Below are 22,832 nucleotides of genomic sequence, written 5' to 3'. Positions count from 1 at the left end.
GAAACCGTGGCGCGGTTTTTTGACCGGACCGCTCTTTCGTTTCAGGTCACGCGGTGAGCCACCAACGCTCCATGTAGCGTTCGCCGTCGAGATCCCAGTTGGTAGCAATCGTCTCGGGCGTGCCGACGTCGTCGCCCACCCCGAAGACATAGGATGCGAACATCGGGATGGCCGAGCCGCCCTCTTCGTTTAGGATCTTCTGCATTTCGAAATACATGTCGCGGCGCTTGGTCTCGTCGAGTTCCGCGCGGGCCTCGACCAGAAGCTTGTCGAAACGCTCGTTCGACCAGTGTGACTCGTTCCACGACACGCCGGTCTGGTAGGTGGTCGAAAACATCTGGTCCTCCACCGGACGCCCGCTCCAGTAACTGGTGATGAAGGGGGATTTCATCCAGTGGTCGGCCCAGAAGCCGTCATTGGGCTGGCGGTTGACGTTGAGATCGATGTTTGCGCCCTTGGCGGAGTTCTGGATCAGGATGGCCGCGTCGACCGCTCCGGCGAAGGCGGCCTCGGAGGCCATGATCTCGATCTGGAGCGAGTCGAGGCCCGCCTCCTTGAGGTGGAACTTGGCACGGTCGGGGTCATAGGTGCGCTGTTCCAACTCGTCGTTGTAGAAGCGCTGGCCCGAGCCGATGGGATGGTCGTTGCCGACCTCGCCGTAGCCGAAGAGGATCTTGTCCACCAGTTCCTGCCGGTCGATGGCGTATTTCACGGCGAGCCGGATGTTGTTGTCGGTATAGGGATCGACATCGCAGAGCATCGGCAGCGAATAGTGCAGCGTGCCGGTGGTGGTCTTGAGATTGACCCCGTCGCGGCGGCCCAGCAGGGCGGCGGTCTTGAGATCGACCCGGTCGATGACATGGACGTCGCCCGAGACCAGCGCCGAGGTGCGGGCGTTCTGGTCGATGATCGACAACACCTCGACCGTGTCGAAGAAGGCCACGTCGTCGTTCCAGTGGTTGGCGTGGCGGGAAAGCTGCGAGCTGACGCCGGCATCGTAATTGTCGAGGACGTAGGAGCCGCAGCCGATGTAATCCTGCCAGTTCATCGTGCCGTCATCGTTGGCGGGCATCACCGGCAGGTGGTAGTCGGTCATGATGAAAGGGAAGTCGGCGTTGCCGCTCTCCAGCTCGACCACCACGACGAGGTCGCCATCGGCGGTGATCTCGGTCACCGGTGCGACGAGCGGCCCGGCGGCAGAGGTGTTGCCCTCGCCCCGGTGGTGGTTGATCGAGGCGATGACGTCGCTGGCCTTGACCGTGCGGCCATTGTGGAATTCCAGACCGTCGCGCAGCTTGAACGTCCAGGTCTTGGCGTCGGGCGAGGATTCCCAGCTTTCGGCGAGCGAGGGCGCGAGGCTGCCGTCGGGCGCGATTTCGGTCAGGTAGCCCTGGTAGCCACCCAAGGAGAGGCCAATCGTGTAGCCGTTCTCGATGACGCCGGGATCGAGCTTGTCGGTGGTCGCGCCGTGGCCACGGGCGACGCGAAAATGACCGCCTTTCCGTGGGGTCTGGGCGTGAACCATGTCGGCGGTCAGGGACAGGGCCGAGACAGTCGCGCCGGCGGCCAGCCCCTGTTGCATGAAGCGGCGGCGCGAGATCCGTCGCGTGCGCAGGTCGCGCGTCAATTTGTCGAGGAAATCCATTCTCTTCTCCTTGTTGGACCGGCCTTTTGGGTGGCCGTTTCTTGTTTTTGCCGGGATGCGACGCATGTCTTGCCGCTCCCGCAGCGCAAGCATAGCGCGGTTATTCGCGGCCTGTCTCTTGGTTGTTGGCGCGATGCGCGGGTTCCCTCTGGCAAGCGACTGGTTTTTCAGCGCCCTGCCCGTCCCAGCGGCGCTGCGAATGGCAGGGGCGCATTGAGGGTCGATGAAAGGACGGCAGCCGGTGAGGTACGGTGGGTTTTCACCCACCCTACGCGGCGGACGCCATCCCGGGACAGGCCCGGGACCGGAGCACCGAGGCGCGGTCAGGCGACCGCGGTGCGTACGCCTTCGGTCTCGAAGAGCCGCCCCGGGCCCCATCCGCGCGCATCTATCCCGGCGCGGCCCAGAATGTGCCACAGCAGCGCCTGGTTGGAGCTGATGACCGGCAGGCCCAACTCGGATTCGAGGGGGTCGATCACGCCGAAGGTACGTAGGTTGGTGCAGGAGGTGAAGATGGCCTGCACGCCCTTGGCCTTGGCGGCCTCGGTGACGGCGGCGTGGGTGGAGCCTTCGGTGATGCGCGCGACGCGACGGTCGTCGGTTTCGCCGAAGCTGAGGTTGTGCACGACCTCGATGCCGCGTGATTCCAGAAAGCTGCGCATGGGGGCGATGACCTGCGCCGAGTATGGCGTGACCATCGCGATGCGCGACGCCCCGAGCGCGCGGAGACCGGCGACGACCGCGCTGATCGGGTTGGTGACGGGGACGCCGGGATGGGCCAGTTGCACCTGCCCCTCGACCAGCTCGGGGCCCATCAGCGCCGAGGCGGAGGTACAGCCATAGCCCACGGCATCGAGCCCGTCCGGCAGAAGCGAGGCGGAGGCGGCCATGCGTTCCTGCATGGAAACGAGGTTTTCGGCCGTGACCTCGTTGTCCGAGAAGATGCGGGTGTGATGCACGGCCACGTCGCGGCCCGCGAGGATGCTGCGCGCCTCGGTTTCCAGCGTCTCGTCGGTGCTCAGGACCACGAGACCGATGCGCGTTCCCATACCGTTGTCCAGGTCGTATTTCATCGCGTGCTCCCGTCCGGCCAACTGACAGTGCCGCCTGCCACTGCCGCCGCGACGCCGGTTGTCGCGGGGCAGGATGTTGGCAGGCCGCGTAGCACGCGCACGGCAAGATGGCCGAAGGCCTGTGCTTCCAGCATATCACCATCAAGGCCCACCGCCTCGACCGGGTCCACCACGGCGTCGAGTGCGGCGCGCAGCATGGACATCATGACGGGGTTCTTGCGCCCGCCGCCGCAGACCAGCAGGCGTTCGGGCGGGGATGGGCAATGCTCCATCGCCTGCAGAACCGCCGCGGCGCTCATCGCCGTGAGGGTGGCCGCGGCGTCGGCGTCACCGAGTTCGTGCACGAGGGTGTAGAGGTCGGAAAACGCGTCGCGGTCGAGGCTTTTCGGGGGGATCTTGCGAAAATACGGCTCGTCGAGGAAAAGCTCGAGCGCGCCTTGCGCCACGGTGCCTTGCAGAGCCAATGCGCCGTCACGGTCGCAGGGCTCGCCCCTGCGCTGCATCATCAGGTCGTTGACGGGGGCATTTGCAGGGCCGGTGTCAAAGGCCAACAGCGCGCCGTCCTGATCGGGGCGGTCGCGGCTGGGGTCGATCCAGGTGATGTTGCCCACGCCCCCCAGATTTAGGAACGCGAGCGGGCGTTCGGCCCCCATCCACTTGGCGCAGGCGAAGTGGAAGAACGGGGCGAGCGGCGCGCCCTCGCCACCAAGGCGCACATCGGCCGAGCGGAAATCCCAGATCACCGGGAGGTCGAGATGCATGGCCAGCGCCGCACCATCACCCAGCTGGTGCGTTCCGCGCCCCTGTGGATCATGCGCCAAGGTCTGGCCGTGGAAGCCGACGATCTGCGCGCCTTCAAAGCGCGACAGCACGTCGACATGGGCCTGTTGGACGAGCGGCAGGACCTCCTGCCCCACCTCGTCGGGCCATTTGCCAAGGGCGTCGCGCAGAACGGCTTCTTCCGTGGAAGAATACTCGCGATAGCCGCTGTCGCCGAAGGCAAAGATCGCCTCGCCATCGGTCTGGACCATGGCGGCATCGACCCCGTCGAGAGAGGTGCCCGACATCGCCCCGAGCGCCCAGACCGGGCCGCTCTTCAAACCGGCCTTCAACATGGCCTTTTCCTTCGCCTGAACCATCCCTATACATGCCGCGCAAAACCAGCTGGGACAAGCGATATGACCTACCACGCCAAATCGGATTTCATGGCCACGATGATCGAGCGCGGCTTTCTGGCCGACTGCACCGATTACCAGGGGCTGGACGACGCCCTGAGCGCGGGCGTGGTGCCGACCTATATCGGTTATGACGCCACAGCGCAGTCGCTGCATGTGGGGCACCTGCTGAACATCATGATGCTGCGCTGGTTGCAGAAAACGGGGCACAAGCCGATCACGCTGATGGGTGGCGGGACCACGAAGGTGGGTGACCCGAGCTTTCGGTCGGACGAGCGGCCCTTGCTGGGGCCCGAGCAGATCGAGAGCAATATCAACGGGATGCAGCAGGTCTTTGCGCGATACCTGGCCTATGGCGACGGGCCCACGGATGCGCTGATGCTGAACAATGCCGAATGGCTGGACGGGCTGAATTACCTGGAGTTCCTGCGCGATATCGGGCGGCATTTCTCGGTCAACCGGATGCTGTCTTTCGAGAGCGTCAAGTCGCGGCTGGACCGGGAGCAGTCGCTGAGCTTTCTCGAGTTCAACTACATGATCCTTCAGGCCTATGACTTTCTGGAGCTGAACCGGCGCTATGGCTGCCTGTTGCAGATGGGCGGGTCGGACCAGTGGGGCAATATCGTCAACGGGATCGACCTGACGCGGCGGGTGCTGGACCACGAGATCTATGGCCTGACCTCGCCCCTGCTGGAGACCGCCGACGGGCGCAAGATGGGCAAGTCGGCGGATGGCGCGGTGTGGCTGAATGCGGATATGCGGTCGCCTTACGAGTTCTGGCAGTTCTGGCGGAACACGATGGATGCCGATGTGGGGCGGTTCCTGAAGCTTTACACCGAGTTGCCGGTGGACGAATGCAACCGGCTGGGCGCGCTGGCAGGGGCCGAGATCAACGAGGCCAAGGTGATCCTGGCGAACGAGGTGACGACCCTGCTGCACGGGGCCGATGCGGCGGCGAAGGCGCAAGCCACGGCGCGGGAAGTGTTCGAGAAAGGCGGTGTCGGGGACGATCTGCCGACGCTGGAACTGTCGCCGGCCGAGGTAGGCGACGGGATTTCCATCGTGCAACTGATCGTGAAATCCGGACTGGCCGGATCGGGCAAGGAGGCCAAGCGCCTGATTGCCGAGAACGGCGCCCGGATGGACGACCAGCCGCTGACCGATGCGGGGTTGATCGTGGATCAGGGTGCGCTGTCGTCACCGATCAAGCTGTCGGCGGGCAAGAAGCGGCACGCTTTGGTGAAGATCGCCAAATGAGGCATTGACGCCCCGGAATTATTGAAAAATTCCGGGGCGTTTTGCTTGCAAGACAACGAGCGCGTGGCGGCGTCAGGGTTTCAGCATGACCTTGCCATCACGACCGGGGGTCAGAGAAGCGGTCACGGCGTCGGTGACCTGATCGAGGGAATACGTGCCGTCCGCTGCCAGCGGCAGCTTGCCCTGCACCGCGAGTGTCACCAGTTCGGTCATCAGGCTTTCGCGGCGGTCGGGGTCCATCTCGGGCCCGACACGGGCGCCCCAGAAGCCCTTGACCGTGATCTGTTTCATGATGAGCGGACCAGAGGCAAGCGGCATTGGTGCGCCGGTTGCTGTGCCGAAGACGATCATTTCGCCGTCGCTCGACAGCAGGTCGACAAGATGTGCCGCGACCTCACCGCCAACGGAATCGATGGCCGAGACGCCCTTGCCGTCGCCGATGGTTTCACTGACTTGATCGGTCCAGTCGTCGTCAGAGGTGGAAATGACATTCGTGGTTCCTGAGTCGCGCAGGCCTTGCGCGGCTTCGTCCCGGCGCACGAGGTTGACGAGGTTGATGCCGCGTTCCTTTGCTAGAACGGCCATGATGCGGCCCACAGCCCCGTTGGCGGCAGTCTGGATGACCCAGTCGCCCTGCTCGGCCTTGAGGCTGTCGAGCAGGGAAATGGCCGAGAATGGCATGGCGATAAGCTGCGCGCCCTGCTCGTCGGAGATCTGCTCGGGCAAGGGCATGAGGCCGTTCGCGGGCGCGAGGAAATACTCGGCCCATGTGCCATGCACGCCCGCGACGGCGACGCGCTGGCCCTTGAGGCTGTCATCGACGCCTTCGCCCACGGCGTCGACGATGCCCGCCGCCTCGGAGCCGCCGATCGCACCGGGCAGTTCGGGCTTGTAGCCGTAGGTGCCGCGCACCGTCCAGAGGTCGTGGTTGTGGATGGGCGACAGGAGGGTCCGGATACGCACCTGCCCCTCGCCCGGTTCGGGCGTGTCGGTGTCGGTCGTGTAGAGGACCTTGGCGGGGTCGCCGAATGTATCGTGGATCGCGGCTTTCATGAAGATCGACCTTTCCTATTTGGTGTGTGGCCGGACAACGGACCTATTCCCGGCGAAACGGGTGGCGATGTGCTTTGTTCCTGCGCCGCCGCGCTGCCGTCGCGGCAGCGGTTCAATGTTACACAGAGATCGCTTGCGTTCCACGCTATATATCCATATTTCGCGATATATGGATAAGCCAAGCGCCCTTGCCGCCTTTCAGGCCCTGTCACAGGATACACGGCTGGACGTGTTTCGCCTGTTGATGCGGGCTGGCCCCGAGGGCATGGCGGCGGGCGAAATCGCGGCAACTTGCGGCGTGCGGCAGAACACCATGTCGGCGCATCTGTCGATCCTGTCGCAGGCCGGGTTGGTCCGGGCCACGCGGGACGGTCGCTCGGTGCGCTATCGCGCCGAGATCGGGGGCCTCCGTGGGCTGCTGGCGTTTTTGATGGAGGATTGCTGTGGCGGAAATCCTGCGCGATGCCAGTCGCTTATCGACGAAATTTCGCTGGAATGCTGACCCGGACAGACGCGAAGGATAGGCAGAGATGACGGACAGAACCGACACCCCGCAGGACAGCGGACTGGGCGTTTTCGAACGCTACCTGAGCGTCTGGATCGCGCTGGCGATCGTGCTGGGTATCGCGCTTGGCGTGATGGCGCCGGGGCTGGTGGAGGCCGTCGCGGCGGCAGAGGTGGCACGGATCAACCTCGTGGTGGCGGTGCTGATCTGGGCGATGATCTATCCGATGATGATCGGTGTGGACCTGAGCACCATTCCGGCGGTGGCGAAACAGCCGAAGGGGCTGGTGATCACGCTGATCGTCAACTGGCTGATCAAGCCGTTCACCATGGCGCTGCTGGCGGTGCTGTTTTTCGATTACGTTTTCGCGCCGTGGATCGCGCCGGAGGATGCGGCGCAGTACATTGCCGGGCTGATCCTGCTGGGCGCGGCGCCCTGCACGGCGATGGTCTTCGTGTGGTCGCAACTGACGAAGGGCGACGAGACCTACACACTGGTGCAGGTGTCGGTGAACGACCTGATCATGGTCTTCGCATTCGCCCCTATCGTCGCGGTTCTGCTGGGGGTGACCGACATCACAGTGCCGTGGCAGACACTGGTGACGGCGACGGTCCTCTACGTGGTGCTGCCGCTGGTGGCGGGGCTGGTGACGCGGCGGATGCTGGGCTCGAAAGCGGCGATCGAGGCGTTCACGACACGGGTGAAGCCATGGTCGATCATCGGCCTGATCGCGACTGTGGCGATCCTGTTCGGGTTGCAGGGCAGCATCATCCTGGCGAATCCCTTCGTGATCGCGCTGATCGCGGTGCCGATCCTGATCCAGAGCTACGGGATTTTCGCGCTGGCCTATGGCGCGGCCTACGTGATGCGCGTGCCGCACCGGGTGGCGGCGCCTTGTGCGATGATCGGGACCTCGAATTTCTTCGAGTTGGCGGTGGCTGTGGCCATCAGCCTCTTTGGTCTCAATTCGGGTGCGGCGCTGGCCACTGTGGTCGGTGTGCTGGTGGAGGTGCCGGTGATGCTGTCGCTGGTTGCGTTTGCAAACCGGACGCGGGCGCGGTTCGGTCAACGCCAAGAGGTGCGCGGATGAGTGATTTACCCAACCTGAACGCGGACGCCCTGCCGGGCACAGACGAGGACCGCCTGTTCCCGGCGGAGCGGGCCCGCCATGCGCCGCAAATCCTGCTGCTCTATGGCAGCTTGCGGGAACGGTCGTTTTCGCGGCTGTTGAGCGAAGAAGCGGCGCGGGTGTTGCGCCATCTCGGTGCAGAGACGCGGACATTCGATCCGCATGGCCTGCCCCTGCCCGACGATGCCGAGACGAGCCATCCGAAGGTGGCGGAGCTGCGCGAGTTGGTGCTGTGGTCGGAAGGTATGGTCTGGGTCAGCCCCGAGCGGCATGGCGCAATGACCGGCGTGATGAAGGCGATGATCGACTGGATCCCGCTGGCGCCCATCGGCGGCATCCGCCCGACGCAGGGCAAGACCCTGGCCGTGGCGCAGGTGAGTGGCGGGTCGCAGAGCTTCAATGCGGTGAACCAGATGCGGATCCTGGGCCGGTGGATGCGGATGCTGACGATCCCGAACCAGTCGTCCGTGCCGAAAGCGTGGGACGAATTCGACGAGACCGACCGGATGAAGCCGGGGCCGCTATACGACCGGGTGGTGGACGTGATGGAGGAGTTGGTGAAGTTCACGCTGCTGACGCGCGATCAGGCGGCGTACCTGACCGATCGGTATTCCGAGCGGGTCGAGACGCTTGAGGAATTGTCGAAGCGGGTGAATACGTCAAAGGCGATCGGGACAGAGTGAATGGGTCGCGCGTGGGTTATCACCCACCCTACGCAGGTGGCGGCGGGACTCAGCGCGCGGCCAGTGCCTCGGACAGGACTTTGTGGACCACATCCATGTCCACGTCCTCGGCCACGAAGGCGTCTCCGATGCCGCGCGCGAGGATGAAGCGCAGCTTGCCGTCGACCACCTTCTTGTCCTGGCTCATGAGCTCGATAAGGCCGTCGGCATCCGGCAATTCTCCTGCAATATCCGACAGGTCCACCTTCATGTTCATGTCGCGCAGATGGGCGCGGACGCGGCTGGGGTCTTCCTGCGAACACAGGCCCAGACGGCTTGAGAGCTCGAACGCCAGCGCACAGCCGATGGCGACGCCCTCGCCGTGAAGCAGGCGGTCGCCGTATCCGGTGGCGGCCTCGAGCGCGTGGCAGAAGGTGTGACCAAGGTTCAGGAGCGCGCGGCGGCCGTGTTCCTTTTCATCCTCGATGACGATCTCGGCCTTCATTTCGACCGAGCGTTTGACCCCCGCGATCCGGCCAGCCATGTCGCCCTGCGCCATACTGGGACCGTGGGTTTCCAGCCAGTCGAAGAAGGCGGCGTCCCCAAGCAGGCCGTACTTTACCACTTCGCCATAACCGGCCAGGAAATCACGACTTTTCAGCGTTCCGAGTACATCCGTATCCGCCAGAACGAGGCTGGGCTGATGGAAGGCACCGATGAGGTTCTTGCCCTGGGGCGCGTTGATGCCGGTTTTGCCTCCCACGGAACTGTCGACCTGGGCAAGCAGGCTGGTGGGTACCTGCACGAACCGCACCCCGCGGCGCAGGACAGACGCGGCGAAGCCCACCAGATCGCCGATGACGCCGCCGCCGAAAGCGATGACCACGTCGCTGCGTTCGACCTTTTCGGACAGGAGCCATTCGACACAACGCTCGAACTGCGGCCAGCCCTTGGTGCCTTCGCCGGGGGGCAGCGCGAGGGCGGTGCTGTCGATGCCGCCCGCCTTCAGTCCCGCCTGAAGCGTGGCGAGATGCAACGCTCCGACTGTTTCGTCCGTGACGATGGCCACGCGGGGGCGGCGCAGCAGCGGCGCGATCAGCGCCCCGGCCTGTCCGAGAAGCCCGGGGCCGATATGGATGTCATAGGCCCGGTCGCCCAGCCCCACGTGAACGCGTTCTGTCATGTCACCTTCTCCAGCACATCGGGCCGCTGTTGAAGCGCCTCGCACACCTTGATGGCCATCTGGTCGATCGTGTAGGATGCATGGGCGGGCACCGCGAGATCGGCCATTTCGTAATACGGCAGCCGCGCCTCATAGAGGTCCTTTAACGTCTTGTAAGGATCAGCCGTGCGCAGCAAAGGCCTGGTATCTTTATGCTTTACGCGATTCCACAAAAGCTTCAGGTCGGCCTGAAGCCAGACCGAGACGCCCTTGGCCCCGATAAGATCGCGGTTGCGCTCGGAGAGGAAAGCGCCGCCTCCGGCCGACAGAATGCAACGATGGCCGTCGAGCAGCCGGTCGATCACCTGCGTTTCGCGGTCACGGAAAAACGCCTCGCCGTCGCGGGAAAAAATTTCGGCGATCGTCATGTTCGCCGCGGCCTCGATCTCGACATCGGAGTCGAGCAAAGGAACATCAAGCATGGCCGCCAACGCCTTGCCCACGGCGGTTTTTCCGGCGCCCATCATACCCACCAGCACGACGGTTTTCTTCAACTGCCAATGTCCCGAGGCCGCCACTTTCGGCGCTCCTATGCCAATCTCTTCTTTTCAGCCACTGAATGACGTGATCTTGATGAAATTGCCAGTTATAAAGTGGTAAAAGACGGTAAGAAACGGGCAGGCACGTTATGTTCAGACTTCTCAAATGGCTGATCTATCTTGGCATTCTGGCGTTCCTGGCGCTGGTCGGCTATGCCTATATCGGCCCGTTCTTCGGGGCGGATTTCTCGCCCGAGCGAGAAGAAATTCGACAGGAAATCATACTTGAAGACACTTGAAACCATTTGTTTCTCAATAATTCTTGCCACGCCGGTGCTGGCGCAGGAACCGCTGGCGGCCATCGACTGGTTGAAAGATCCCGCGCCGATCAGCGTGGCCAGACCGCTGGAAGAGGCGCTGAAACCGCCCGCGGCGGACGACGTGGAAGGCGCCGTGGTGCCGGACGTCGAGGTGATGCCGCTGGACGGAGCACAACCCGATGCGGCGGGGCTCTTGCCCGGCAGCACCACGGGGCTGCCGCCGAACCTGTGGGCGGGCAGCAGCACCGACACCCTTGTGTCGCAATTCTCGCGCCTGCCGCCGGATCCGTTACCGGCGATCCAGGCGCTGTATTACACGTTATTATTGGCCGAAGCCGAGGCGCCCGCTGACGCGGGACGCGACGCGCGGTTTCTGCGGGCACGGCTGGCCGCGCTGCGCAAGATGGGGGCCGTGGATCCGGCGCTGGCGCTGGTGCAGCAGGCGGGAAGTTATGATGCCAATCTGTTCGATCAGTGGTTCGACCTGTCGCTCCTGACCGGCACCGAGGAAGAGGCCTGTGCCGCGCTGAGCCGGGAACCCGAGTTGAGCGAACGATACGACGCACGGATCTATTGCGGGGCGCGCGCCGGGGACTGGCAGACTGCGGCGCTGACTTACGAGACGGCCACGGCGGTGGGAGTGCTGGACACCGCAAGCACGCGACTTTTGGCGCAGTACCTGGACCCCGAGACGATCGGGGCCGAGGTGTCGCTGGCCCCGTCGACGCAGATGACGCCGCTTCTGTATCGCCTGTACGAGGCGGCGGGCACGCCCCTGCCCACACGCAATCTGGCGCGGGAATACGCGGTGGCGGACCTGCGCGGGCTGACCGGGCTGAAGGCCGAGATCGAGGCGGCAGAGCGGTTGACCCGCACCGGCGCCCTGCCCGCCAATCGCCTGCTGGGACTTTACACAGACCAGCGCCCGGCGGCCTCGGGCGGGGTGTGGGACCGCGTGGCGGGCGTGCAGAATTTGGAACAGGCGATTGCCGATACCGACCCGCAGGCGGTGGCGCGCCATCTGCCGGGGCTATGGCGGGACATGAAACGCGAAGGCCTTGCGGTGGCCTTTGCCACGCTGTTCGCGCAGTCCCTGTCGACGCTGGAGCTGGACGGGCGGGCACGGGACGCGGCGTTCGAGGTGGCACTTTTGTCACAGGATTACGAGACGCTGGCACCGAAGCTTGCCGGGAGCGACGCACGGGCGCAGTTCCTGTTGGGGGTGGCGCGGGGCGCACCGGATGCCACGCTGGCCAGCGAGACTCCGCAGGTCGCCATAGCCGAGGCCTTTGCCGCAACAGCCGCGCACACCGACCACGCAGACATGTTGGAAGCCGGGCGGCTGGGCCAGGCGATTCTGACCGCGGCGTTGCAGCTGGACACTGCCGGACCGAACCAAGCGAGCGACATCGTGGCGGGCCTCGCGACACTGCGCTCCGTGGGGTTGGAGGACACCGCGCGACAGGCGGCGTTGCAGATCCTGCTACTGAAGGCGGACACGTGAGCACGGCGCACTGGCTGGCGAATTTCCTCGACGCGCAGGCGGCCGAGGCCGGGGCGGCGAAAAACACGTTGCAGGCCTATGCCCGAGACCTGACGGATTTCACCGAGTGGCTGGAACGGACCGGCCAGGATGCCGCCAGCGCGGGCCAGGCGGATATCGAGGCCTACCTGGTGCATTGCGACGCGCAAGGTCTGGCACGCTCGACACGGGCGCGGCGGCTGTCGGCGATCAAGCAGCTCTATCGGTTCGTTTTCGACGAAGGGCTGCGTAGCGACAATCCGGCGATCCAGATCAAGGGGCCGGGCCGGGATCAACGCCTGCCCAAGACGCTGGAGCTGGACGAGGTGGACCGGCTGCTGGAGGCCGCACGGGCCACGGGCCGGAGCGAGGCCGACAAGCTGCGCAACACCTGCCTGATGGAGCTGCTATACGCCACGGGGATGCGGGTGACCGAGCTGGTGTCGCTGCCGGTGGCGTCCTGCCGGGGCGATCCGCAGATGTTGTTGGTGCGCGGCAAGGGCGGCAAGGAGCGGCTGGTGCCCATGTCGCCGCCTGCAAGGCAGGCGCTGGCGGCGTGGCTGGAGAGACGCGATGCCGCCGAGGAGGCCGCGAAAGCCAAGGGCAAGCCGGTGTCGGCCTTCCTGTTTCCCTCGGGCGGCAAGGCGGGCCACCTGACGCGCAATCGCTTTTTCCTTTTGGTCAAGGAGTTCGCCGTGGCGGCGGGAATCAGCCCCGAGCGGGTGTCGCCCCACACGCTGCGCCATGCCTTTGCCACGCATCTGCTGGCCGGGGGCGCCGACCTGCGCACCATCCAGACGATGCTGGGTCATGCCGATGTGGGCACGACAGAGATCTACACCCATGTGCTCGAGGACCGCCTGCGCGAACTGGTGTTCGACGCGCACCCGCTGGCTCAGGAGGAACGGCGCAACGATGCGGGCAGCATGTCTTCGGACGGCCAGTAGCCGGTGCGAAGCGCGTTGTCGTAGCCTTGGGTCAGGCCTGCCGACTGCATGTCCGCATGGGCAGCGGCATGATCGTAGTCCAGTTTGTGGAACGTGACCGCGCCGTCCCGCAATAGCGCGTACTCGGTGCGCGGCGTGCCGTCATTGGGCGGCATGCCGATCACACCGGCATTGACCCAGTCAACCTGCCCGATACGGCGCTGGAAGGCGATGCCGGAATGACCCGCGAAGACGATATCGACGGGCCCGCCCTGCGTCTCGATCAGGGCGATTTCGCTGGCGAAGGCAGACGCGGGGCTGCTGGACCAAAGAAAGCGGCTGATATCGCTGAGACCGCCATGGATGACGGCGCAGCGCAGGCCGTGATGGGTGAAGCGGATCATGTCAGGCAGACCGTCCATCCATGCGCGGGCGTTCGCACCGATGGCCGCGTCGGCATGGGCATACCAGCCCGCCGACAAGAGGTCGCAGACGCTTCCGTTCTCGAAACCGCAGCCGCAATCCATCTGGTGCGCGGCCAGCTGTTTCTCGCAATTGCCGGCCACGACGGGCAGACCCGCCGCCCGGATCAGCGCCACGGTCTGTGCCGGCGCCCCGCAATAGGCCACCAGATCGCCGGTGCAGATGGTGTCGCGCGGGGCAATTCCGAGACGCGCCGTCAGGGCCAGCAGAGCCTGCGTCGCGTGCAGGTTCGAATACGGCCCGCCGAAGACCGCGAGCGGAGTGTCCCGCGCGCCCAAATCGACAAGTTTCATCGCCTGTTTCCTTGAATGACCGGCGTCCACGCCCCATAACCCCTGCAACGCACAACGTGACTATTGGACAATGGACCCCGCCTTAACAACCTTTGACACTGCCTTCTGGATCTCCGCCGGTGCGATCCTGCTGCTTCTTGTTCTGTCCGCCTGCTTCTCGGGCAGTGAAACCGCGCTGACCGCCGCATCGCGCGGCAAGCTGCGGGCCCGCGCCGACAAGGGGTCGAAAGGCGCCGAGCGGGCGCTGCAGATCACCGAGGACAACGAGCGTCTGATCGGCTCGGTCCTGCTGGGCAACAACCTTGTGAATATCCTGGCGACCTCGCTGGCGACGGCGCTGTTTACCCGCGCCTTCGGTGAGAGCGGCGTGGCGCTGGCGACGCTGGTGATGACGCTTCTGGTCCTGATCTTTGCCGAGGTGCTGCCCAAGACCTACGCGATCACCAATGCCGAGGCGGCGGCGTCGCATGCCGCTCCGGTCATTCGCTGGGTGATCGTCGTGTTCTCGCCCGTGGTATCGGCGGTGCGCCTGCTGGTGCGCGGCGTGCTGCGGGTGTTCGGGGTGAAGACCGACCCCGACAGCCAGATCCTGGCCGTGCGCGAGGAAATCGCCGGGGCTCTCTACCTTGGCCACTCCGAGGGCGTGGTGGAAAAGGAGGACCGTGACCGGATCCTTGGCGCGCTGGACCTGGGCGACCGCGCGGTCGAGGAGATCATGCTTCACCGCAGCCAGATCGAAATGATCGACGCGGCGCTGGAACCAGAGGCGATCCTGGACCAGTGCCTGAAATCCAACCACACGCGCCTGCCGATCTATCGCGACGATCCCGACAACATCATCGGGGTGGTGCACGCCAAGGACTTGCTGCGCGCCATGCACACGCTTGCCCTGCAGGCCGAGGGCGCGCGCGGCGCCTTGGCGACGTTCGATATCTGCGACGTCGCGATGGAGCCCTATTTCGTGCCGGAGACCACCACGCTCGATGACCAGATGCGGCAATTCCTGCGGATGCGGAGCCATTTTGCGCTGGTGGTGGACGAGTATGGTGACTTGCAGGGGCTGATTACGCTGGAAGATATCCTGGAAGAGATCGTGGGCGAGATCACCGACGAGTTCGACCCGGACGGCGACCACCCCGTGGGGCGCAGCGATGACGGGCAGTTCCTGGTGGACGGGGGCACGACGATTCGCGATCTGAACCGGGCGACGGACTGGACGCTCCCGGATGACGAGGCCAACACGGTGGCAGGTCTTGTGATCTACGAGGCGCAGATCATCCCGGAAGTGGGACAGGTGTTCAATTTTCACGGCTTCCGCTTCGAGGTGGTGGAGAAGGAAGACAACCGGCTGACCAAGTTGAAGGTGCGTAAATTGTAGCGCGGGTGTGGTGGGTTTTCACCCACCCAACGGAGGCTGTGACGGCGTGGTGGGTCCGCGCGTGGGTTTTCACCCACCCTACGGAGGCATCGAGGTCCCGGGTCAAGCCCGGGACGGGATGCGCGTAATTCGGGGCGCAGTGGTGGGGTGCAACCCCACCCTACGGAAGCCGGCAGGTCCCGGCGCGATGTCGTGCGGACCCGTAGGGTGGGTGAAAACCCACGCGCGGACGCCGATGTGATCGCCCATCTCAAAACAACTCCATCTGGTCCCCGGCCCGTGCGGGCGGTTCAAACAGATCACATCGCAGCGGCGGCTGCTTGGCATCCAGCCCCAGCCGCCTTGCAGCCACCTTGAACCGCTGCGCCACCATCTCGGCGTAAGGCCCTGACCCGCGCATCCGGCGCCCCCAATCCGCGGCGTAATCCTTGCCGCCATGCATGTCGCGCACATGGCCCATGACGCGGGCGGCCCGGTCGGGGCAGGTCGCGGCCAGCCATTCGCGGAACAGCGGCGAGACCTCCAGCGGCAGGCGCAGCATGATCCAACTGGCGGCATCGGCCCCTGCCCCGGCAACGGATTTCAGTATCGGCTCGATCTCGTGGCAGGTCAGACCCGGGATCACCGGCGACACCATGGCGCGTACCGGGATACCCGCACTAGCCAGCCGCTCGATCACTTTCAGCCGCCGCGCCGGGGCCGGTGCGCGCGGCTCCATCGCGCGCGACAGCTTTGCGTCGAGCGTGGTGACGGAAATGCCCACCCGTGCCAGCCCGCGCGCGGCCATGTCCGACAGGATGTCGATGTCGCGCTCCACCAGGCTGCCCTTGGTGACGATGGCGACGGGGTGATTGAACTGTGACAGAACCTGGAGGCAGGCGCGCATGATGCCATGAGTCTTTTCGATGGGTTGGTACGGATCGGTATTGGTGCCGATGGCGATGGGCCGAACCTTGTAGCCGGGCTTGCGCAGTTCCGCGGCCAGCACCTCGGGGGCGTCGGGGCGGGCGACCAGCCGGGTTTCGAAATCAAGCCCCGCCGACAGGCCGAGCCAGGCGTGACTGGGCCGGGCGAAGCAATAGATGCACCCATGCTCGCAGCCCCGGTAGGGGTTGATCGAACGGTCGAAGGGCAGATCAGGCGAGCGATTGTACGTGATGATACTGCGCGGCCGCTCGATGCTGACGCGGGTGCCGAGGGCCGCCTCCTCGGGTGCGAGGTTCCAGCCGTCGTCCTCGAAACTTCGCGACTCGCGCTCGTAGCGGCCCACGGCGTTGCTGACCGCCCCCCGGCCCGGACGGCGCAAACGTGGATCGATGGTGTCGGAGGCATCGGACATGCCCGAATTATAGGAACATTAAGAGAACATATGCAACAAGCGGATAGTGAGCATGGAGATTTTCCACCGCTGCGGGCGTGAAACTGCGCCATCTGTCGGTGCAAGAACCGAGCATGTCGGAATTGGAAAGTCGTGTGCGACAAAATGGACGTAATCGCGGAGGCTAGACAACGGGCCACGCGCCACACCAAGGGATCAAGCACATGTCCGACGAAGAAGACGACATCATCCTCAGCGAACTGGACGACGAGGAGCTTGTCCAGCAGATGTTCGACGACCTCTATGATGGTCTGAAAGAAGAGATCGAGGAAGGCGTGAACATCTTGCTGGAGCGCGGCTGGCAACCCTACCAGGTGCTGACCGAGGCGCTGGTGGGCGGCATGACCATCGTCGGCAAGGATTTCCGCGACGGTATCCTGTTCGTCCCCGAGGTGCTGCTGGCCGCCAACGCGATGAAGGGCGGCATGGCCATCCTCAAACCGCTGCTGGCGGAAACCGGCGCGCCGCGCGTGGGCAAGATGGTCATCGGCACGGTCAAGGGCGACATCCACGACATCGGAAAGAACCTGGTGTCGATGATGATGGAAGGTGCGGGATTCGAGGTGGTCGATATCGGCATCAACAACCCGGTCGAGAACTACCTCGAGGCGCTGGAAACCGAAAAGCCGGACATCCTGGGCATGTCGGCGCTGCTGACCACCACGATGCCCTACATGAAGGTCGTCATCGACACGATGGTCGAACAGGGCCTGCGCGACGACTATATCGTGCTTGTGGGCGGTGCGCCGCTGAACGAGGAATTCGGCAAGGCCATCGGCGCCGATGCCTATTGCCGCGACGCCGCCGTGGCGGTGGAAACCGCAAAGGACCTGGTGGGTCGCAAGCACAACCAGGGTGCGACGGGCTGAGCCTTTGCCAATGGTGACCGAGAAAGCCCTGCCCGACCCGGCGGGGCTTTTTTCGTCAAAGCACTGCGCTTATGTCATTGCGGAAAGGAACACGCCCATGCCGCTCAACAAGCTGGTCCTGCTGCTGATCGCGGTGATCGCCGCCGCTGGCGCCACGATCTTTGTGGCGACGTCCGCCTGGGGCCCCGAGACACTGTCGGAGAACTGGATGATCGCGGTGCCGCTGGTGCTGGTGGTCTATCTTTTGGTGCGCGCCATCGGCCTGCGCGGCGGCGGGCGCTGAGATGCTGCCGAGCGACACAACCCTGACCGAGGACGGCTTTTCCGAGCGCACGAAAGGCAACATCCTGCTGGTCGCCTGTGGCGCGCTGGCGCGCGAGATCCTGGCGTTGAAACAAGCCAATGGATGGGATCACATGGTCCTGCAATGCCTGCCGGCAAAGTACCACCTTTTTCCCGACAAGATCGTGACAGCGGTCGAACGAACGGTGGCCGAGAACCGCGATGCCTATGACCAGATATTCGTGGTCTACGCCGATTGCGGCACCGGCGGGCTCTTACAGGCGAAATGCCGCGAGCTGGGCGTCGAAATGGTCGAAGGACCGCATTGCTATTCCTTCTTCGAGGGCAACGAGACCTTCGCGGCCCGGGACGAGATCACCGCCTTCTACCTGACCGATTTCCTGGTCAAGCAGTTCGACGCCTTCGTCTGGAAGCCGATGGGCCTCGACCGGCATCCCGAACTGCGCGACATGATCTTCGGCAACTACACCACGCTGGTCTACCAGGCCCAGGTCGAGGACCCCGCCCTCAAGGCCAAGGCCCAGGACTGCGCCGACCGGCTCGGGCTCGACTTCGAATACCGTTTCACCGGCTATGGCGACCTCGAAACCGCGCTTGCCGCCCGCGCCTGAGCGGCCTTTTCCTCTGGCCAAAAATGTCCCGGGGAGGAGGTCGAAACCAAAGTTTCGACCGGAGGGGCAGCGCCTCTCTTCATGAAAAAAATCGAGCGTGGCGCAGCCACTCCACTGGGTTACGCGGCCTCCGACGCGACCACGCGAATGCGTTCGATCATCGCGCGAAGACCGTTGGAGCGTTGCGCCGACAAATGGTCGTTCAATCCCAGCCGGGCCAGTTCGCCGGGGGCATCCACCTGCCCCACCTGCCCCACCGGCAGATCATTGTAGAGCGCACGCAGCACCGCGATCAGGCCGCGCACGATCAAGGCGTCCGAATCGCCATCGAAGCGGAACGTGCCGGCCTCGGTCTGCGGGTGCAACCAGACCTGGCTCGCACAGCCATCGACCTTCGTCGCGGGTACCTTGAGCGCGTCGTCGAGCCCGTCCATCGCCTTGCCGCGGTCGATCACGTAGCGGTAGCGGTCTTCCCAGTCCTCCAGAAACTCGAAATCCTCGACGATCTCTTCGAATGCCTGCTGCGCCATGCAACGCGTCTCCTGTCTGTTTCTTGCCCCACAGTTAGGCGTGCAACACCTCGAGGTCCAGTGCGCCAAGTCCCTTTTCAAGCCCGCGCGGATGGGGTAGTCGAAGAGAAACGAGGAAGGGGCGGTCGAAATGCGGGTTCTGCTTTCGGTGATGTTGATCTCAAGCATGACGCTGACAGCGTGCAGCGGCTGGCGTGATTCCGGCGCCAACCCGCGCAACTGGTTCGGCAACAGCAGGTCCACCCCGATCGTGAACACCACCAATACCGGCGAACGCCGTTCGCCCAGCGACCGGCAGACCGGCAACCCGCTGATCGACGATCAGAACGCCGAGCTGATCGTGCGCCGCAATGCCTCTTCGGCGCAGAAGGCGGGCATCTTCCGCCGCCGCGCCAAGGTCGAGATCTACGACGGCAGCCTGGTGGACCAGGTGACCAGCCTGGTGGTCGAGCCGCTGCCCACGGGCGCCATCGTGCGCGTGACCGGCCTGCCGCAGCGCGAGGGCGCGTTCGACGTGCGCCTGCTGCCGATCAACGAGGACGGACCGATCAACGGCGTCATGGAATACACGCTGAACGCCTATCAGCCGATCGAGACGCCGGTGGGCGCGCAAAGCACCCGCGAGGTGCGGGTGGGCGCGTTCCTGAGCAACAACGACCTCGAAGAGATCAACGAGATCCGCGTGCGCGGCGAGTTGAACGCTCTCAGCTCACGCCGCTGACGGCTTAGAGGTCGATCGCCACGATCGACCCGCGACGCGCGGCCAGCGCCACCTTGCCGTCGCACAGCCGCATCGCATCGTCACCGAAGACGTCCCGCCGCCAGCCTCCAAGGGCCGGCACATCGCGTTCGCCCGCCGAGATGGCGTCCAGGTCGGCTGCCGAGGCTATGAGCTTGGAGGCGACCGAGTATTCCTCGGATTTCGCCTTGAGCAGAACGCGCAGAAGGTCGGCCAGCGCCGGGTTGATCTGAAGCCGCTCGCGGCTGCGGTCAGGTTTGGGCAGGTCGTCGTTGGCGCAATCGAGCCCCGCCTTGACCGCAGCGATGATACCGTCGGCGACGTCGCCCCGTCGGGCCTCGCGCAGCAAGAGCCGCGAGCGTGACAGGTCGTTCGCCGATTTGGGTTTGGTCGAGGCCAGCTCGACCAGCGCATCATCCTTGAAGACCCGGTTGCGGGGGATGTTGCGCGTCTGGGCATAGTCTTCGCGAAAGCGCGCCAGCTCCCGCACGATGGCCAGGAACCGGCCCGACGCGTTGCGAGTCTTGACGCGCTGCCATGCCTCTTCGGGCCGGGTGATATAGGTTTCGGGGTCAGTCAGGACCTGCATTTCCTCCGCGACCCACTTGTCGCGGCCCGACTTTGCCAGCTTTCCGGCAAGAAACTCGTAGATGTCACGCAGGTGCGTCACGTCGGCAATGGCATAGGTCTTCTGAGCGTCGGTCAGCGGGCGGCGCGACCAGTCGGTGAAGCGCGAGGTCTTGTCGAGCGATTGCTTGGCGATCTTGCGCACCAGCGTCTCGTATCCCACCTGCTCGCCGAACCCGCAGACCATCGCCGCCACTTGGGTATCGAAGAGCGGGTCGGGAATGAGCCCGGCATCGACGTAGAAAATTTCCAGGTCTTGCCGGGCGGCGTGAAAGACCTTGACCACCGAAGGGTCGCGAAACAGGTCGTAGAGCGGTTCGAGCGACATGTCCTGCCCCTCGATGGGATCGACCAGCACGGCATCGTCCTCGCCGCGGGACGGCAGGGCCAGTTGGATCAGGCAGAGCTTGGAGTAATAGGTCCGCTCGCGCAGGAACTCGGTATCGACGGTGACATACTCGGACTCGGCCGCACGGGTGCAAAAGGCGGCGAGGTCTTCGGTGGTGGTGATGGTGTGCATTCCTGCTCCCGCGGATCAAACGTGGTAATCCAATCGCCTATACCGAGGCGCGGCGGAAAGCAAAGCGCAAGTGATGCGTAGAGGCCGGCGATCGGATGAGAGGCCCACAAACGCATCACCTTTCGTGATGATGTGCGCAACATTCATTCGTTTTAAAAATACTTTGCCCGGGTCTATGTGACATGCAGTTCCAATAATGGAGACATGCCATGACGACCCTCGACCATATCCCCGCCCGCCCTGCCCCGCGGTTCGACCTGCGCACCGTGGCAATGACGCTGAGTGCTATCCTGCTGCTGGCGTTAGGCGCCGTCGCGCTCACCGCGCCACCCGACCGTGTGTCGGCGGACTGGCACGGCAACGTTGCGGCTTCGGCGCCGCGTTAAGACCATGAAAGGGCCCGCTTGCCCTGTCCTGTCAGGGCAGGTGCACCGGCGTGTGGTCGCCGGCGGCGAAACGGCGCAGGACGGCCGGGTAAAGCCGGTGTTCCTGTTCCAGCACGCGGGCGGCCAGCACCTCTGCTGTATCACCGGGACGCACGGGCACGCGGGCCTGACCGAGGATCGGGCCGTCATCGAGTTCCAGCGTGACCTCATGGACGGTACAGCCGGCCTCGGCCTCGCCCGCCTCGATGGCGCGGGCGTGGGTGTCGAGGCCGCGATACTTAGGCAGAAGCGAGGGGTGGATGTTGATCATCCGGCCCTGCCAGCGCGAGATGAAATCGTCGGTGAGGATGCGCATGAAGCCCGCGAAGCAGATTATGTCGGGGGCGTAGCGCTCAAGGGTCCGGGTCATCACGGCCTCGAAGGCCGGGCGGTCGCCCTTGAAATCTCGGTGATCGACAAGCTCGGCCGGCACGCCGCGCGCCTCGGCCTTGGCAAAACCGGGGGCATCGGGCGTGTTGCAAAGCGCCACCACGGGGCGTGCCGGGTGGTCGCCGGTCATGCTGTCGATCAGCGCCACCATGTTCGAGCCGCTGCCGGAAAACAGGATTGCGACGCGTTTGGTCACGCGAGATTGCCAGTGTAGCGCACGCCCTCACCCTCGGTGACATGGCCCAGGCGGACCACGGTCTCGCCGGTGCCAACCAGAAGGTCCGCAAGCGCGTCGGCGCGGGCCGCATCGACCGCCAGCACCATGCCCACGCCGCAGTTGAAGGTCTTGAGCATCTCGGTCTCGGCCATACCGCCCTGCGCCATCAGCCAGCGAAAGACGGGCGGCAGGTCGAAGCTGTCGAGGTCGATGTCGACGCCAAGGTCATCGGGCAGAACGCGCGGGATATTCTCGGTCAGGCCACCGCCGGTGATATGGGCGAGCGCATGGACGCCGCCAGCACGGATCGCTTCCAGCGCTTGGGTCACGTAGAGGCGCGTGGGGGTCAGCAGGGCCGCGCCGAGGGTGCCATCAGACCAGGGGCAGTCGGCATCCCAGCCGAGGCCCGACATCTCGACCAGCTTGCGCACGAGGGAATAGCCGTTGGAATGCACGCCGTTGGAGGCAAGGCCCAGCAGGACATCGCCCGAGGTCACGCCCGCCGGCAGGTCGCTGCCACGCTCCATGGCGCCGACGGCAAAGCCGGCGAGGTCGAAATCACCTTCGGGATACATTCCCGGCATTTCCGCCGTCTCACCGCCGATCAGCGCGGTGCCGGAGCGCACGCAGCCTTCGGCGATGCCTTCGATGATGCGGGCGGCCGTGTCGGTGTCGAGCTTGCCGGTTGCGAAGTAGTCGAGGAAGAAAAGCGGTTCGGCCCCCTGGCAGACAAGATCGTTGACGCACATGGCGACAAGGTCGATGCCCACGCCATCCACGTTGCCGGTGTCGATGGCGATGCGCAGCTTGGTGCCCACGCCGTCGGTGGCGGCCACCAGGATGGGGTCGGTATAGCCCGCGCCCTTGAGATCGAAAAGCGCGCCGAAGCCGCCCAGACCCGCCATGACGCCCGCGCGGTTGGTGCGCTTGGCGGCGGGCTTGATCCGGTCGACGAGCGCATTGCCCGCGTCGATATCAACGCCGGCATCGGCATAGGTGATCCCGTTCTTGGCGTCGGTCATGTGCGCTCTCCGCTCTGGCTTGGGGCTTCGGTTAATCCATCGCGCCCGCCCGTGCAATCGGGAAAGCCCCGAACCCTCT

The 22,832-nt window shown here is 64.8% G+C and carries 25 protein-coding genes; 13 read left to right on the top strand and 12 right to left on the bottom strand.

All coding sequences use genetic code 11. The features are described 5' to 3' along the window. Nucleotides 1-46: 46 nt before the first annotated feature. The 3 genes from C2I35_RS00480 to C2I35_RS00470 form a co-directional block, all read right to left on the bottom strand. Nucleotides 47-1,645, bottom strand: a complete 1,599-nt coding sequence (locus tag C2I35_RS00480) for an ABC transporter substrate-binding protein (protein WP_103761082.1) — start codon at nucleotides 1,643-1,645, stop codon at nucleotides 47-49. A gap of 323 nt (nucleotides 1,646-1,968) precedes the next feature. Beyond that, nucleotides 1,969-2,718 carry a maleate cis-trans isomerase family protein gene (locus tag C2I35_RS00475; RefSeq protein ID WP_103761081.1) on the bottom strand — a complete coding sequence of 250 codons (750 nt, stop codon included), beginning with the start codon at nucleotides 2,716-2,718 and terminating at the stop codon, nucleotides 1,969-1,971. Beyond that, a complete protein-coding gene (locus tag C2I35_RS00470) occupies nucleotides 2,715-3,833 on the bottom strand; it encodes an anhydro-N-acetylmuramic acid kinase (RefSeq protein WP_103761834.1) in 1,119 nt (372 codons plus the stop codon). The genes C2I35_RS00475 and C2I35_RS00470 overlap by 4 nt, the downstream gene beginning before the upstream one ends. Nucleotides 3,834-3,896: 63 nt before the next feature. Between C2I35_RS00470 and tyrS the strand changes: the two genes are divergently transcribed. Beyond that, nucleotides 3,897-5,150 (top strand): tyrosine--tRNA ligase, encoded by a 1,254-nt coding sequence (tyrS, locus tag C2I35_RS00465; RefSeq protein WP_103761080.1) that lies wholly within the window; start codon nucleotides 3,897-3,899, stop codon nucleotides 5,148-5,150. A 72-nt stretch (nucleotides 5,151-5,222) separates the two neighbouring features. Here tyrS and C2I35_RS00460 read toward each other — a convergent pair whose 3' ends face one another. After that, complete coding sequence (locus C2I35_RS00460) at nucleotides 5,223-6,203, bottom strand: zinc-binding dehydrogenase (protein ID WP_103761079.1); 981 nt, start codon at nucleotides 6,201-6,203, stop codon at nucleotides 5,223-5,225. Nucleotides 6,204-6,372: 169 nt separating this feature from the next. On the opposite strand from C2I35_RS00460, the gene C2I35_RS00455 reads away from it, so the two are divergent. Genes C2I35_RS00455 through arsH form a run of 3 tightly spaced genes read left to right on the top strand, consistent with a single transcriptional unit; the run spans nucleotide 6,373 to nucleotide 8,520 of the window. Then, complete coding sequence (locus C2I35_RS00455) at nucleotides 6,373-6,705, top strand: ArsR/SmtB family transcription factor (RefSeq protein WP_103761078.1); 333 nt, start codon at nucleotides 6,373-6,375, stop codon at nucleotides 6,703-6,705. Between the two features lie 28 nt (nucleotides 6,706-6,733). Continuing rightward, nucleotides 6,734-7,798 carry an ACR3 family arsenite efflux transporter gene (gene arsB, locus C2I35_RS00450; RefSeq protein WP_103761077.1) on the top strand — a complete coding sequence of 355 codons (1,065 nt, stop codon included), beginning with the start codon at nucleotides 6,734-6,736 and terminating at the stop codon, nucleotides 7,796-7,798. Continuing rightward, nucleotides 7,795-8,520 (top strand): arsenical resistance protein ArsH, encoded by a 726-nt coding sequence (arsH, locus tag C2I35_RS00445; protein WP_103761076.1) that lies wholly within the window; start codon nucleotides 7,795-7,797, stop codon nucleotides 8,518-8,520. The genes arsB and arsH overlap by 4 nt, the downstream gene beginning before the upstream one ends. 49 nt (nucleotides 8,521-8,569) lie before the next feature. Here arsH and aroB read toward each other — a convergent pair whose 3' ends face one another. Next, a complete protein-coding gene (gene aroB, locus C2I35_RS00440) occupies nucleotides 8,570-9,682 on the bottom strand; it encodes a 3-dehydroquinate synthase (RefSeq protein ID WP_103761075.1) in 1,113 nt (370 codons plus the stop codon). After that, on the bottom strand, nucleotides 9,679-10,260 hold the full coding sequence (locus C2I35_RS00435) for a shikimate kinase (protein ID WP_103761074.1): 582 nt from the start codon (nucleotides 10,258-10,260) through the stop codon (nucleotides 9,679-9,681). The genes aroB and C2I35_RS00435 overlap by 4 nt, the downstream gene beginning before the upstream one ends. Nucleotides 10,261-10,349: 89 nt before the next feature. Here C2I35_RS00435 and C2I35_RS22030 point away from each other — a divergent pair, with 89 nt between their 5' ends. Genes C2I35_RS22030 through C2I35_RS00425 form a run of 3 tightly spaced genes read left to right on the top strand, consistent with a single transcriptional unit; the run spans nucleotide 10,350 to nucleotide 12,989 of the window. Continuing rightward, nucleotides 10,350-10,499 (top strand): hypothetical protein, encoded by a 150-nt coding sequence (locus C2I35_RS22030; protein WP_170067083.1) that lies wholly within the window; start codon nucleotides 10,350-10,352, stop codon nucleotides 10,497-10,499. Continuing rightward, nucleotides 10,486-12,024, top strand: coding sequence for a hypothetical protein (locus C2I35_RS00430; RefSeq protein WP_103761073.1), 1,539 nt, complete (start codon nucleotides 10,486-10,488; stop codon nucleotides 12,022-12,024). The genes C2I35_RS22030 and C2I35_RS00430 overlap by 14 nt, the downstream gene beginning before the upstream one ends. Further along, nucleotides 12,021-12,989 carry a site-specific tyrosine recombinase XerD gene (locus tag C2I35_RS00425; protein WP_103761072.1) on the top strand — a complete coding sequence of 323 codons (969 nt, stop codon included), beginning with the start codon at nucleotides 12,021-12,023 and terminating at the stop codon, nucleotides 12,987-12,989. The genes C2I35_RS00430 and C2I35_RS00425 overlap by 4 nt, the downstream gene beginning before the upstream one ends. On the opposite strand, the gene C2I35_RS00420 is transcribed toward C2I35_RS00425, so the two are convergent. Beyond that, nucleotides 12,938-13,744 (bottom strand): metallophosphoesterase family protein, encoded by an 807-nt coding sequence (locus C2I35_RS00420; protein ID WP_103761071.1) that lies wholly within the window; start codon nucleotides 13,742-13,744, stop codon nucleotides 12,938-12,940. The genes C2I35_RS00425 and C2I35_RS00420 overlap by 52 nt on opposite strands. Before the next feature lie 70 nt (nucleotides 13,745-13,814). Between C2I35_RS00420 and C2I35_RS00415 the strand changes: the two genes are divergently transcribed. Continuing rightward, nucleotides 13,815-15,122, top strand: coding sequence for an HlyC/CorC family transporter (locus tag C2I35_RS00415; protein WP_103761070.1), 1,308 nt, complete (start codon nucleotides 13,815-13,817; stop codon nucleotides 15,120-15,122). Between the two features lie 250 nt (nucleotides 15,123-15,372). Here C2I35_RS00415 and C2I35_RS00410 read toward each other — a convergent pair whose 3' ends face one another. Continuing rightward, entirely contained in the window at nucleotides 15,373-16,461 is a 1,089-nt protein-coding gene (locus tag C2I35_RS00410) for a PA0069 family radical SAM protein (protein ID WP_103761069.1), read from the bottom strand. A gap of 203 nt (nucleotides 16,462-16,664) precedes the next feature. Here C2I35_RS00410 and C2I35_RS00405 point away from each other — a divergent pair, with 203 nt between their 5' ends. The 3 genes from C2I35_RS00405 to C2I35_RS00395 all read left to right on the top strand — a co-directional run bounded on the left by C2I35_RS00405 (nucleotide 16,665) and on the right by C2I35_RS00395 (nucleotide 18,283). Next, nucleotides 16,665-17,369: a corrinoid protein gene (locus C2I35_RS00405; protein ID WP_103761068.1), complete on the top strand. Its 705-nt coding sequence runs from the start codon at nucleotides 16,665-16,667 to the stop codon at nucleotides 17,367-17,369. Between the two features lie 97 nt (nucleotides 17,370-17,466). Beyond that, nucleotides 17,467-17,652, top strand: coding sequence for a hypothetical protein (locus C2I35_RS00400; protein WP_146049929.1), 186 nt, complete (start codon nucleotides 17,467-17,469; stop codon nucleotides 17,650-17,652). Nucleotide 17,653: 1 nt separating this feature from the next. Beyond that, the gene (locus tag C2I35_RS00395) at nucleotides 17,654-18,283 is read left to right on the top strand and encodes a DUF1638 domain-containing protein (protein ID WP_103761066.1); all 630 of its coding nucleotides are present in this window, start codon (nucleotides 17,654-17,656) and stop codon (nucleotides 18,281-18,283) included. 119 nt (nucleotides 18,284-18,402) lie between these two features. Here C2I35_RS00395 and C2I35_RS00390 read toward each other — a convergent pair whose 3' ends face one another. Then, nucleotides 18,403-18,813: a SufE family protein gene (locus C2I35_RS00390; RefSeq protein WP_103761065.1), complete on the bottom strand. Its 411-nt coding sequence runs from the start codon at nucleotides 18,811-18,813 to the stop codon at nucleotides 18,403-18,405. Between the two features lie 130 nt (nucleotides 18,814-18,943). Between C2I35_RS00390 and C2I35_RS00385 the strand changes: the two genes are divergently transcribed. Next, the gene (locus C2I35_RS00385; protein WP_103761064.1) at nucleotides 18,944-19,534 is read left to right on the top strand and encodes a hypothetical protein; all 591 of its coding nucleotides are present in this window, start codon (nucleotides 18,944-18,946) and stop codon (nucleotides 19,532-19,534) included. A 4-nt stretch (nucleotides 19,535-19,538) separates the two neighbouring features. Here the strand turns inward: C2I35_RS00385 and rnd are convergent, their stop codons facing one another. Further along, the gene (rnd, locus tag C2I35_RS00380) at nucleotides 19,539-20,699 is read right to left on the bottom strand and encodes a ribonuclease D (RefSeq protein ID WP_103761063.1); all 1,161 of its coding nucleotides are present in this window, start codon (nucleotides 20,697-20,699) and stop codon (nucleotides 19,539-19,541) included. 209 nt (nucleotides 20,700-20,908) lie between these two features. Here rnd and C2I35_RS22025 point away from each other — a divergent pair, with 209 nt between their 5' ends. Next, on the top strand, nucleotides 20,909-21,085 hold the full coding sequence (locus C2I35_RS22025; protein WP_170067082.1) for a hypothetical protein: 177 nt from the start codon (nucleotides 20,909-20,911) through the stop codon (nucleotides 21,083-21,085). 31 nt (nucleotides 21,086-21,116) lie between these two features. Here the strand turns inward: C2I35_RS22025 and purN are convergent, their stop codons facing one another. After that, nucleotides 21,117-21,710: a phosphoribosylglycinamide formyltransferase gene (gene purN / locus C2I35_RS00375; RefSeq protein WP_103761062.1), complete on the bottom strand. Its 594-nt coding sequence runs from the start codon at nucleotides 21,708-21,710 to the stop codon at nucleotides 21,117-21,119. Further along, the gene (gene purM, locus C2I35_RS00370) at nucleotides 21,707-22,753 is read right to left on the bottom strand and encodes a phosphoribosylformylglycinamidine cyclo-ligase (RefSeq protein WP_103761061.1); all 1,047 of its coding nucleotides are present in this window, start codon (nucleotides 22,751-22,753) and stop codon (nucleotides 21,707-21,709) included. Before purM ends, purN begins: the two co-directional genes overlap by 4 nt. Between the last annotated feature and the right edge of the window lie 79 nt (nucleotides 22,754-22,832).

It is taken from the genome of Roseovarius confluentis (assembly GCF_002917925.1).
Lineage (GTDB): Bacteria > Pseudomonadota > Alphaproteobacteria > Rhodobacterales > Rhodobacteraceae > Roseovarius > Roseovarius confluentis.
The sequence above is the reverse complement of the archived record's forward strand: the minus strand, read 5'-3'. Positions and strand labels throughout refer to the sequence as shown.